The 12,117-nt window shown below is 72.5% G+C and carries 10 protein-coding genes; 4 read left to right on the top strand and 6 right to left on the bottom strand.

Annotated elements, in window-relative coordinates:
* Window positions 1-590: 590 nt before the first annotated feature.
* The gene (locus MXD60_RS08480; RefSeq protein ID WP_248818442.1) at window positions 591-1,013 is read right to left on the bottom strand and encodes a molybdenum-pterin binding protein; all 423 of its coding nucleotides are present in this window, start codon (window positions 1,011-1,013) and stop codon (window positions 591-593) included.
* Window positions 1,014-1,579: 566 nt separating this feature from the next.
* On the opposite strand from MXD60_RS08480, the gene MXD60_RS08475 reads away from it, so the two are divergent.
* Window positions 1,580-2,737, top strand: coding sequence for an acyl-CoA dehydrogenase family protein (locus tag MXD60_RS08475; RefSeq protein WP_248818441.1), 1,158 nt, complete (start codon window positions 1,580-1,582; stop codon window positions 2,735-2,737).
* Window positions 2,738-3,220: 483 nt separating this feature from the next.
* Complete coding sequence (locus MXD60_RS29340) at window positions 3,221-3,805, top strand: arsenate reductase/protein-tyrosine-phosphatase family protein (RefSeq protein WP_308222408.1); 585 nt, start codon at window positions 3,221-3,223, stop codon at window positions 3,803-3,805.
* Window positions 3,806-3,814: 9 nt separating this feature from the next.
* Here the strand turns inward: MXD60_RS29340 and MXD60_RS08465 are convergent, their stop codons facing one another.
* The 5 genes from MXD60_RS08465 to MXD60_RS08445 form a co-directional block, all read right to left on the bottom strand.
* Window positions 3,815-4,270 carry a hypothetical protein gene (locus MXD60_RS08465; RefSeq protein ID WP_248818440.1) on the bottom strand — a complete coding sequence of 152 codons (456 nt, stop codon included), beginning with the start codon at window positions 4,268-4,270 and terminating at the stop codon, window positions 3,815-3,817.
* A 170-nt stretch (window positions 4,271-4,440) separates the two neighbouring features.
* Window positions 4,441-6,615, bottom strand: a complete 2,175-nt coding sequence (locus MXD60_RS08460; protein WP_248818439.1) for a putative bifunctional diguanylate cyclase/phosphodiesterase — start codon at window positions 6,613-6,615, stop codon at window positions 4,441-4,443.
* 297 nt (window positions 6,616-6,912) lie between these two features.
* Window positions 6,913-7,734, bottom strand: coding sequence for an SAM-dependent methyltransferase (locus MXD60_RS08455; protein WP_248818438.1), 822 nt, complete (start codon window positions 7,732-7,734; stop codon window positions 6,913-6,915).
* A 191-nt stretch (window positions 7,735-7,925) separates the two neighbouring features.
* Window positions 7,926-8,642, bottom strand: coding sequence for a TetR/AcrR family transcriptional regulator (locus MXD60_RS08450; protein WP_248818437.1), 717 nt, complete (start codon window positions 8,640-8,642; stop codon window positions 7,926-7,928).
* A gap of 68 nt (window positions 8,643-8,710) precedes the next feature.
* The gene (locus tag MXD60_RS08445) at window positions 8,711-9,325 is read right to left on the bottom strand and encodes a pentapeptide repeat-containing protein (protein WP_248818436.1); all 615 of its coding nucleotides are present in this window, start codon (window positions 9,323-9,325) and stop codon (window positions 8,711-8,713) included.
* Window positions 9,326-9,582: 257 nt separating this feature from the next.
* Between MXD60_RS08445 and MXD60_RS08440 the strand changes: the two genes are divergently transcribed.
* Both MXD60_RS08440 and MXD60_RS08435 read left to right on the top strand, forming a co-directional pair.
* The gene (locus MXD60_RS08440; RefSeq protein ID WP_248818435.1) at window positions 9,583-11,070 is read left to right on the top strand and encodes an NAD(P)/FAD-dependent oxidoreductase; all 1,488 of its coding nucleotides are present in this window, start codon (window positions 9,583-9,585) and stop codon (window positions 11,068-11,070) included.
* A 454-nt stretch (window positions 11,071-11,524) separates the two neighbouring features.
* Window positions 11,525-12,031, top strand: coding sequence for a hypothetical protein (locus tag MXD60_RS08435; RefSeq protein WP_248818434.1), 507 nt, complete (start codon window positions 11,525-11,527; stop codon window positions 12,029-12,031).
* Window positions 12,032-12,117: the final 86 nt, after the last annotated feature.

Below are 12,117 nucleotides of genomic sequence, written 5' to 3'. Positions count from 1 at the left end.
GGGGGGGGCCCCCCGCCCCCTCGCCCCCCGGGGGGGGGTGGTGGCCACACCTCCCCGCCGCCCGCCGCGCCCGCGTCCGCGCCCGCGCTGACTCGCGCGCCACGCCGCGCACCCGCACCCGCACCACGCCCCCACACCGCACCGCACCCCTGCACCACGCGGCACCCTGACCGCGCCCAGCCGTGGCCGGGTGCCACCTTTCGGGGATGACGCCACCCCCGTCCGGGCTATGGCCGGGCCGGACGGGAGGCGCTGGCGACGCGGACGGCCGCACTGCCGGTCTGTGCCCGCGCCTCCGGGCGGAGCCACGGCGCGCGGCGGGACGGGGCCGGCGGTGCGCAGGCGGGCGCGGCGGCTCGGCCGCTCGCCACCGCGGCGGCAGGTCGGCGATGAGAACGGCAAGGAAGCAACGGACGTCGCAGTCACGAGTGTCGTCGGATCCGGCCCGGACCAGACACCAGAACCAGAACCCGATCGCGTGCGGCGGATACCCCGCGGGCGGGGCGGGAGAGCGCGGCTGGGGAGCGCGACGGGGAGGGAGCGCGTGGCGCGCCGGCCGGCGTTCGAGAGGCCGGCCGGCGCGGTCGTTCTCAGGCGGCGGAGAAGGAAACCTCGGTCGATTTGATCAGCGCGGTCACCGGGAGGCCGGGCCGGAGCTCGAGCTCCTCGGCGGCGGCCCGGGTGATCGCCGCGGTGATCTCCGTGCCCTCGGCCAGTGCGATCCGGGCCACCGACATCGCCCCGCCGGAATCGACATCGACCAGCGTGCCCTGCAGCTTGTTGCGAATGCTCAGGCCACCAGTGGCACTCGTGGCCACCGAGATGTCGGTTGATTTGATGAGCGCTTCCACGGTGTCACCGATGCTGACGCCGAGATCCTTGATCGCGTCCATTGTGACCGTGGCCGTCAGGGTCTGGCCACCGGGAATGCTGATGGCGACGGTACCCATCACGGAACCGGTGACAATGTCGCTAACAGTTCCCGCGAATCGGTTGCGAATACTAAGGACCATAAAAAAACCCTACTAGGCGAATGTATCCGACGAGTTGCCGAAGGGCAGTGTCGTCCGGGTCACCGCCCTGGTCCAGGCGGCGTCGGGACCGACGACCGAACGGCCGAAAACCCTCACCCGCTCTGGTCACACCCGACGCCGAGGTCACGGCCGAACATCCCCGTCGACCGCATCCACGGATACTTCGCCTCATTGTCTCCGCATCTGCGCAGCGATTGCTACTATTGGTCCTTAGATGCGGGGCAAAGGAGCGTCGCGACGAACTCGCGAACCGCGGTCACGACCTACCGAAGGGAGCGGAGCAGGTGATGTCGACGCAGCTCAGCGTCATCATGACTATCCTCCACCGTCCCGGCGGGACGCTTCCACACCCGTCCGCCGACCCCGCGACCTGGCCCTTTCGGGCAACCCCGACTCCCGCCCGTAGCCGCATGTCAACGGGACCGACAGTCGGCCACCGCCCCCGAAATACCCCGGAAACAGGCCGGTCGGGAGATGATCGGCACTATTGTTCCGAGCCTCTCCCGCAGTCCCGACGCGATATCCGAGCAGAGTAGGTAACCGACGTGTTCTGGAGCGGTTCCGCGCATTCCCACGAGGAGACGACCGAGTGGCTCTCGCGGGTCGAGAGAATCACCCCCGTCCTGGCCCGGCACCGTGAGCAGGCCGAGCGAGAACGAAGGACGCCGGTCGCCGTCATCGACGCGCTGCGCGAGCAGAACATTCACCGCATGTGGGTCTCGCCATCCTTCGGCGGCGGCGGGGTCAGCGTCCGCACCGGCTCCGCGGTCCTGCAGGCCCTGGCCCGGGTGGACGCGTCCGTCGCCTGGCAGATGGGGGTGCAGGGAGTCATCTCCCGGATGTCGGACTACCTGCCGGAGCAGGTCGCCGGCGAGTTGTTCGCCGGCTGCGACGGGCTCGTCGTCGGCGGGATCAATCCCACCGGCCAGGCCGAGCCGGTGCCGGGCGGGTACCGGCTGCGTGGTCGCTGGTCGTACGCGAGCGGTTCCACCCACGCCGACTGGCTGGTGTGCGCGTCCGTCCTGCCCCAGCCGGATCCGGTCACCCGCATGCTGTTCGTACCGGCCGACGCGGTCCGGTTCGACGACGACTGGGACCCGCTGGGTCTGCGCGGAACAGGCAGCGTCAGCTTCACCGTCGAGGACGCGTTCGTGCCGGAGGAGTTCACGGTCGAGGGCGCGCTCCTGCGCCGGCCGCCGGCAGCCCGGGCCTCCCGCGGCCACCCGATCGCCTACTACGACTTCGGGCCGTTCACCACGGCCTCGACCGCCCTCGGGATCGCGCAGGACGCGCTGAGCGCGTTTCCCGGCATCGCCGTGGGCGCGGTGCCGGCCCGCGGGTCGGAGGCGCTGAACACGAGCCACACCGTCCAGGCCGGGCTCGCCCGCGCCGCCGCGCTGGTCCGCTCGGCCGAACTGATGCTCTCCGACGCCGCGAACCACGCGAGCCTGCGCTGCGCGATCGGTGGGGAGGAACTGTCCGCGCTGATCCGGCTGGCCGCCGCGACCGTCGGCGAGAACACCGTGCGCGCGGTCGACAGCCTGCACAGCCTGGCCGGCACCCGGTCGCTGGCCGGTGGCGGCCGGCTCGACCGGTGCTTCCGCGACGTCCACAGCGCCGTCGCCCACATCACCCTGGCACCGACCAACTTCGAGATGGTGGGCGCCTATCTGCTGGGCGGCTCGCTGCTCATGCGGCGCTGACATGCCGGCCACCACGTCACCGCCCGGCGCGGCGGCCTGCGCGGCCATGCCCCGCCGCCGCGCCGCCCCCGCTCGCCGCCGCCCGCACCGCCGGTACCCCTCCAGCCCGGACCGGCCGCCGGGCCGGCCAGGCGCGTTGCCGCGCCGCCGGGCCCGGTCCGATTCCGGCGAACACCGGACGCCTCCGGACCACGCGGCGCGTCCACGGGCCGCCCGTCCCGACGGGCCCATCCGTGGCGCCGGCCACATCTGACGCCTGCCCGTAACCGGGGGTCCCCGACGAAATCACGTCGGGACATTCCTCGGTCAACCTGTAAGATGGCGACTAATGAGTTCTTTTCGCTCGCTGGCCGAAATCCGGCAGATCATATACCGCGACATTGCCGACCGATATGGTCGGGCTACTAATCCTGTCCGGTCCGCAAAAGTCAGGTCGACTGTCACCCTTTCGACAGCGTCCAGCGGATCGTCCGTGGCCGGTCGATGATGCGCCGTTCTTCGAACTCGCCCGCGCTCCCACTGCCCGCACCCGCGTCCGCCCCGGACGCGCCCGCGGGCCATCCCGCGCCTGGCGCCGCCCGCCCACCCGAGGTGCTGTTCGTCTGCGTGCACGACGCGGGTCGCTCGCAGATGGGTGCAGCCCTGCTCGGCCATCACAGCCGCGGCCGGATCCAGGCCCGGTCGGCGGGCACCGCACCGGCGCCGGCCGTCGCCTCACCGGTCGTCGCGGCCATGGCCGAGATCGGCATCGACCTCTCCGATGCCTGCCCGACCCGGCTCACCGACGACGCGGTGCGCGCCGCGTCCGTCGTCATCAGCATGGACGGCGGTGACGCCGTCCCGTTCTACCCGCACACCCGCTACCTGAGCTGGGAGCTGGCGGACCCGGCGGAGCAGCCGCTGGAAGTCGTCCGGCCGATCCGCGACGAGATCGACGCCCGGGTGCGTGCTCTGGTGTACCGCCTCGGTGTGGCCGCCCGGGTCGGCCTGCTCGGCCGGCAGGCCGAGGGCGGCCGGCGGCCGGCGACGACCGGGTCCGCCCCCGCTCCCCGCGCCTACCGGTCCTGACCGGCGCGACTACTCCGCGGCGATCCGCCCGACGTGGGCGACGGTGCAGGTCAGCTTCGTGCCGCTGGGCACGTCGGCGCCGACGGGGCGCGCCGTGAACGTCTCCGTGGTGCCCGCCTGCACCCGGAACAGTGACGCGAGGCCGCTTTCGATTTTGCTGTCGTTCGCGCGGACATCGAGCTGGATGACGTAGTTCGACCGCTTGGATGAGCCGTTGTGCACCTCGCCCCGCACGACGGCCCGATGGCTGTCCGCGTCCCGCGCACAGCTGGTGATCCGCACGTCCGCCGAGGCCCCCGACCCGCTGGACGAGCAGCCCGTGAGCAGCGCCCCGCCACCCGCGGTGAGACCAAGGACGAGCACGCCCGCGGCTGTGCGCAGGCCCCGGCCGCGCCGTCCAGCCCGGGCTGCGCCACCGTGCGCGGCCTCGGCTGCCCGAGCGGCGAAATCACGCGAATACCTCATCGACTCAGCCTATGAGGCCATTGCGCATTCGGCCCGCCACCGCGGGCTCACAACCTGTCGGCCCGGCGACGGCCCACCCCCACCCGAACGCCAGCCACACCTACCCACATACCGGACGAATCAGGTCATAAGACGTAGCTCCGGGCTGGTCCACCGTCCGCCCGGGCGGCTCACCCGAGCAGGCTCACCTGCGCCATTCCACGTCCGGAACCAGGCTCCGGCGCGCACAGCCGACGGATGATCTGATCATCCCGCAGCGGTCGGTCGAACAGGTAGCCCTGCGCGCTGTCGCACCCGGCCCGGCGCAGCCACTCGGCCTGCATCGCCGTCTCCACGCCTTCCGCGGTGACCTTCAACCGCTGCCCCTTGGCGAGCGCGACCATCGAATCCACCAGGGCCCCCACCTGGGAACCGCCGCCGTCCTGCTGGTCCGCGTTGAGTCGCTCGACGAACGGACCGGCGAGTTTGAGCGTGTCGACCGGCAGCCGCGGCAGGTAGGCCAGGTTGGAGTAGCCGGTCCCGAAGTCGTCGATGGCGATGCGCACCCCCATCGCCGCCAGGTCGATGAGCGCCTGCGTCGACTCGCCCGCCGGGCCCAGCAGCGCGCTCTCGGTCAGTTCGAGCTGCAGCAGCTCCGGGGGCAGGCCGGTGTCGGCGAGGGTCTGGCGCACCTGGTCGACGAGACCCGGCTCCCGCGCCTGGCGCACCGTCAGGTTCACGCTCACGTAGGGCACGCGGTCCGGGCGTAGCTCGCGCCAGCGGGCCGCCTGCTCGCAGGCCAGTTCCAGCACCCGCCGGCCCAACGGGACGATCTGCCCGGTGCCCTCGGCCAGGGCGATGAACTCGTCCGGGGTGAGCCAGCCGACCCCGGGGTTGCGCCAGCGCACCAGCGCCTCGGCGCCCACCATCTCCGCCTCGCCCGCCCCCGGCCAGCCCTGCAGGTCGACGATGGGCTGGAACTCGACGACGAACTGGTCCTCGCGGACCGCGGCGGGAAGCATCATCGACAGCCGATGCCCCCGGACCCGGCGATCGTGATGGGCGGCGTCGAACTCCATCCACTTCCCGCGGCTTGCCTCCTTCGCCTGGTAGAGGGTGATGTCCGCGGCACACAGCAGGTCGGCGACGTCGCCCTCGGCCGCCGCGCGTTCGACCAGCCCGAGGCTCGCCCCCACCGGCAGCGCGTGCTCGCCGACCCGAACCGCCTCGGTGAGGGCCGCGAGCACCACGCGGGCGACGGCGATCACGTCCTCGATGCCGGCGGTGTCCGCGAGCAGGATGACGAACTCGTCGCCGCCGAGCTGGACGAGTTCCTGGCCGGCGCGCAGGAGCCGGCGCAGCCGCTCGGCGACGGCGACGAGAAGCTGGTCGCCGACGGCGTGCCCGAGGCTCTCGTTGACCGCGCGGAACCCGTCGAGGTCGATGACGCAGAGCCCGAGCCGCCGCTCGGGTCCGGCCCGCATCAGCTCCGCGGCCCGTTCCTCGAGGACCGTCCGGTTGGGCAGCCCGGTCAGCGGGTCATGGCGGGCGCGGTAGCGCAGCTCCTCCTGTAGTCGGTGACGATCCGTCACATCAAGGATCATCGACAGCTGGAGTGTGCAGCGGTCGTTCTCGAACTGGCAGGACGTCGTCAGCTCGGCCTGGATGCTGCCGCCCGCGGCGTCGACCAGCCGCAGTTCGCCGTTGAGCACCGGTGACCCGGCCGGCCCGGCGCGCCGCTGGCCGGCGAGGCTCTCGCCCACGCGCTCCGCGTCGCCGGGGACGATGAAGTCGGACAGCGGCCGGCCGAGCACCTGCCACGGGTACTCGCGGCCGACCATGTCACGGAACGCGACATTGGTGTCCAGGATGCGGCCCTCGGCGTTGGCCACGACGATACCGACGGCCGACGACGAGAAGAGGATCCGGAGCCGGTCGTGGTCGGCCTTGTGCGCGGCGCGGTAGATCGCGTCCTGCTCGGCGCAGATGCGCTCCCGCGCGGCCTGGGTGAACCCGCGGGCGAGCGCGCCCTGGACCGCGGCGAGGCGGCCGCGAAGATCCTCGTCGGGCCGCAGGTCGAACGCCGCCGGCAGGCCGCGGCCGCAGACCTCGATCGTCGCGGCGAGCGCGTCCCCCGCCCCGTGGGTGAGGTCGGCGAGGGCCGCGCCGACCTCGTCGGCCGATGACGCCGCGAACGGCTGGCCGAGCAGGGTCTCGACGAGACGGCTGCTCAGGCCGCGCAGCGAGGTCGCAAGGCTCCCGGCGGACGTGCCCGGGCAGCTCGCCGCCACAACGGCGTGCGTCCACGCGCGGGCGAAGTTCATGATCCCGCGCTCACGGACATCCGGGGGCAGGGAGATATCCACACGACTCCTCACGGGCCGCGCACCGAACGGCACCTGGGGCTACGGCGGCCCGGCACGACGAGACGAACAGGCGGTAGGGCGGTCAGACAGTGGGCGGCGTCGGGAGGATGGGCGCGGACCGGTCGGTGCGGTCGAGCTCCGGGCCGGACCAGGCCATCCCACGGACCACGCCGCTCAGGGAGACCAGGCGGCTCAGGGAGACCACGCCGCTCGGGCAGACCACGCCGCTCGGGCAGACCAGGCCGCTCGGGCAGACCAGGCCGCTCGGGGGACGAGGCGGCTCGGGGACGAGGCGGTTCAGCGGCGGCCCACCGCCACGAACCCGGCGGACCGCGTCGGCTGCGCCGCCAGCGGGTCGAGGCCCGCCGGATCCAGCTCGGGCCGCCAGGACGGTACGAGGACCAGGCCGGGCTCGACCAGCTCGTAGCCGTCGAGCAGGTCGGCGATCTCCCGTTTCGACCGCGGCGAGATGTGGCTCGACGTCGCGCTGAGCACCGTGCGCATGTCCCGAACGTGCTCTGCCACGCCGTCGGCGTCCGTGGTCACGTGCGACAGGACGACGGCGCTGCCCGGGACAGTGGCCTCGCGGAACGTCCGGACCAGGGCGGCGGGATCCTCCTCGTCCGCGACGAAGTGCAGGACGGTGAGCATGAGCACGGCGATCGGGCGGCTGAAGTCGAGCAGCGAGACCTCCTCGGCGGCGAGAATCGCCGCCGGCTCCCGAACATCCGCCCGCAACGCCGTGGCCAGCGGGTTGTCGGCGAGGAGCGCCTGCGCGTGCGCGATCGCGACCGGGTCGATGTCCACGTACACGACGCGGGCCGCGGGCTCGATCGCCTGGGCGACCTCGTGCACGTTGCCGACGGTCGGCACGCCGGAGCCCAGATCGAGAAACTGGGTGACACCGAGCTCGGTGACCAGAAAGCGGACGGCCCGGCTCAGGAACAGCCGGTTGGCCCGCGCCGACAGCATGACGTCGGGAAATGCCTTCGCCGCGGCCTCGAGGGCCCGCCGGTCGGCCTCGAAGTTGTGCGAGCCGCCGAGCGCGTAGTCGTACATCCGCGCGGCGCTCGGCCGGTCGACATCGACACCCGTCGCCCACCCGGGTACTTCACCCATCGTCATCCTTCCGGCTGGATGGCCGATCCGGCCACGAATAGTACGACGATTGTCTACCTCCGCAGTTCTTGTCCCGGCGGATGGCCGGATGATTGGCCCCGCGAGTTCCTACGAACGTCGCCCGACGGCTCCCCCCTCTCCCCTGGACGGCCATTTACCCGCGCGGACGTCCACCGGGCCGGACCGGGCGATCAGCGGTCGGCGGGGGGTTTCCCGGGCGGGACCGGGACGGCGGATTCGCTCGCGCCGGCTGGCGAGGAGGCGGTGGAGACCGTCAGCATCCGGATGTGGTCGAGGACGGTGTCCAGCGCGTCGCGCAGGGGCGCGGCGTCCTGGCGGACCTGACCGAGCAGCAGGCCGCCCTGCAGCGCGGCGAGCAGGGCGACGGACAGGCGGTCCGGATCTGCCCGCGGGTGCAGCGAACCGTTCGCGCGCATGCTCGCCAGCCCGGCGCGGATGGGTGCCCGCCAGCGCTCGAACGCGCCTTCCAGCTCGATCCGAGCCTGCTCGTCGGTCTCGGCGAGCTGGCCGACGAGCGACCCGAGCGGGCAACCGCCGAGGCAGCGGCGACGCTCGTGCAGTTCGACGAACGCGTCCCGCCAGGCGGTGAGCGCCTCGATGCTGTCCAGCTCGCCCAGCGGCGGCCGCTGGTGGTCGAGGACGCGCTCGGCCTGATGGACGATCACGGCCCGGACGAGCGCGGACTTGTCGGTGAAGTAGTGGTAGAGCTGCGAGCTGCTCACCTCGGCGGCGAGGCGGACATCCTCGACGCTCGTGCGGGCGGCGCCCCGGTCGTGCAGGAGCCGCGCGGCGGCGGCGATGATCCGGGCCTGGGTGGCCTGCCCTTTTCCGGTCAGCCGCCGGTTGTCCTGACGGGCCCGCGCGACGGCGGCGCCGGGCGAGGTCACCGACGCATTTTATCGCGCTGGAACGGCCGCTCGGGCGGGCTCCCACCGGCTGTGTGCCCAGTCGGTGCTCAGTCGACGGTGAGGCCCAGGGCCGCGGCGACGGTGATCGCCTGCCACTGGTCGATGCGGGCGCCGCGCAGGGTGACCGACAACGGATCCAGCGCGGACAGATCGCTGCCGCGCAGGTCCGCACCGGACAGATCGGCCCCCTCCCAGGAGGCGCCAGACAGGTCACTGTCCCGCAGCGTCGCGCCGGCGCACCGGGCGCCGGACAGGTCCGACTCCCGCAGGCGTACCCGAATGAACGACGCCCGAGCCAGATTCGCCTGCGAAAGACCAGTAAAGGACCAATCCCCGCCAGCGACCCGCATGAGATCGTGCGTACACCCTTCGAACTTGCTGCCGGTGAACTTGCACGCGTCGAAGACCGTGTCGAAGAACGAGCAGCGGACGAAGGCGCAGTTGATGAAAGCGCTGTCGGAATATGCCGACGCGTTGAACCGGACCCCGCGGAAGGTACACGAGTCCAGAACCGCCCCGGCCGTGGGGGTCTCCGTCAAATCCAGGTCGACGAAGGCAACGTGATCATGGGGCTGACCGGCCAGAGACCCGCCAACCTCGGCCAGGACGCGGACGGTATGGTGGACCGCGGGCGCCGACGGGCCGTATTTCCTGGACGGCACGTGACCCACCCCAACCCGCCGGCGAACCCGGCCGCACGTCGATCGATGTCCGGGCTAAGCCTACCGCCAGCGGCGGACAATGTGTTCCACGCCACATGACCTGAAGTCGACGTTCCGGGCGAGGTGACGATGAACACGATCCCGCGGCCGGAATACGGCGGAAAATAGTTAGTGGAGACCAGCGTGCACTCGGGGACACGGTCTCCGCGGCGCCAACGGGCACCGCTGGGAGTCAAGAGGTCGAGCGGAGAAGGATCGTGAGCACGAACAACCGCACTGAGCACCCCGCCGGACCGGAACGGATCGAGGGGCGGCGGAGCTCCCCGCACCGCGTGGTGATCATCGGCTCGGGCTTCGGTGGATTGTTCACCGCGCAGGCTCTTCGCAAGGCGCCCGTCGAGATCACCCTCGTCGCCAAGACCACGCACCACCTGTTCCAGCCCCTCCTCTACCAGGTGGCGACGGGCATCCTCTCGGAGGGCGAGATCGCCCCGACCACCCGCGAGGTGCTCAGCCGCCAGGACAACGCCCAGGTCGTCCTGGGCGAGGTGACCGAGATCGACGTGAAGGCGCGCACCGTCACGTCGCAGCTGCTCGGTCGCACCACCGTCCACCCCTATGACAGCCTCGTCGTCGCCGCCGGCGCCGGTCAGAGCTACTTCGGCAACGACCAGTTCGCCACGCACGCGCCGGGCATGAAGAGCATCGACGACGCGCTCGAACTGCGCGGGCGCATCTTCGGCGTGTTCGAGCTCGCCGAGGCCTCCACCGACCCGGCCGACATCGAGCGGCTCCTCACGTTCGTCGTGGTCGGCGCCGGCCCCACCGGCGTGGAGATGGCCGGCCAGATCGCCGAGCTGTCGCGGCGCACGCTGCGGCGGGACTTCCGCAGCATCGACACGACGAAGGCCCGGGTCATCCTGCTCGACGCCGCGCCCGCGGTGCTGCCGCCGTTCGGCGAGCGCCTCGGTGAGACGGCCGCGAACAAGCTGACGAAGATCGGCGTCGAGGTGCAGCTCGGCGCCAAGGTCGTCAACGTCGACGCGACCGGCATCGACGTCGAGGACGCGGACGGCACCCGCCGGCGGATCGACTCGGTCTGCAAGGTCTGGGCCGCCGGCGTCGCGGCCAGCCCGCTCGGCAAGCAGCTCGCCGAGCAGACCGGCGCCGGCATCGACCGCGCCGGTCGCGTCGAGGTGCTGCCCGACCTCACCCTGCCCGGGCACCCCGAGGTCTTCGTCATCGGCGACATGATGAACCTCGACCGGCTGCCCGGCGTGGCGCAGGTCGCGATCCAGGGCGGCCGGCACGCCGCCAAGGAGATCCAGGGGTGGATCGCCGGCAGGCGCACCGGCAATCCGTTCAAGTACCACGACAAGGGCAGCATGGCCACCATCTCGCGGTTCAGCGCGGTGGCCAAGATCGGCGGCATCCAGTTCAGCGGCTTCATCGCCTGGCTGGTGTGGCTCGCGGTGCACCTCGTCTACATCATCGGGTTCAAGCACCGCCTGACCACGCTGCTGCACTGGACGGTGAGCTTCATCGGCCGCGGCCGCTCGGAGCGCACCGTCACCGAGCAGCAGATCTTCGCCCGAGCAGCCATGCAACGCCTCGGTGAGAACTTCGCCCCGTCCCTGCCGCACAAGGCCGGCGAGGCACCGAGCTGGACGGGCGCGGCCCGCTCGCAGGTCCCCGCCCAGCCGGGTCAGCCGGACGCGGCAGGCAGGCAGACCACCAAGGTCTGAACCCGCCCGCCGCGCACCGCGGCGCACGGCACCCGACCGCCCGGGTCAGGAGGATCCCCTCCCGACCCGGGCGGTCCGTCGTTTCCGGGCGCGGCGGCCTGGCGGGCGGACTTGCCACCTTCGAGGACGCGGGCCGACACCTGGGAGTGCCGATTCGCCCGGGTCCGGTCCGGCACCGGACGTCCGGCGGGTGCCAGCGTGGATCCGCCGCCCACGGCGCGGTCCGGGCTGGATCGATCCACCGGGAGTGCCGCCGGGGGCACCGCGGCGGACACGCCCCGGGGTCGACCGCGGGCGAGCGTCCAGGTCCCACCCGGATGACCCTCGCATCCCACTCACATGTCCGCGGGGCACGGTGAGCCTCCCGGCGCGCCCCACGGCGCGCGTGCGCCGACCCGGCGGCCGTCGATCCGACCAGCCGTCCCGCGGACCCGGCGCGACGACGAGAGGATGGATGACCATGATGCGCAACGTCCTGTCCGGACGGCGCGGCGCGGGTGTGGCCGCAATGGGACTGCTCGGGCTGGGCCTCGGGCTGGGCCTCGGGCTCAGCGGTACGGCGGCGTCCGCCGCCCCGGCCACGGACACGGCGGCCACGACGCCGGCTGCCACCGCGCACCGCGCGGCCGCCAACCACCCGCGGCTCGCCGAAGCCCGCCGGCTGTTCGGCGCCGGCTCCGGCGAGGCCGTCCACGGCGAGGCCACGATCAGGACCAAGGACGGCTTCCAGGTCGTCGACGGTCAGCGGGGCACCGTGACGGCGATCAGCCCGACGTCGATCGCGGTCCGCAGCGCCGACGGCTACGCCGCGACGTACGTGATCAACGGGGACACCAAGGTCCGCGCCGACCAGAAGGCGGCAAAGGTCACCGACATCCACCTGGGCGACACGGTCCAGGTGGGGGCGAAGGTCGCGGGCGGCACCCGCACCGCGGTGTTCGTCGTCGAGCCGAAGAAGTGACCGCGGGGGCCCGGGCCGGCCCCGCCCGCCCCCCCCCCCGCCGCCCCCCCCCCCCCCCCCCGCCCCCCCCCCCCCCCCCCCCCCCC

The organism is Frankia sp. AgB32, assembly GCF_023243045.1.
Taxonomy (GTDB): domain Bacteria; phylum Actinomycetota; class Actinomycetes; order Frankiales; family Frankiaceae; genus Frankia.
This window is presented reverse-complemented; position numbering and strand designations above follow the sequence as displayed.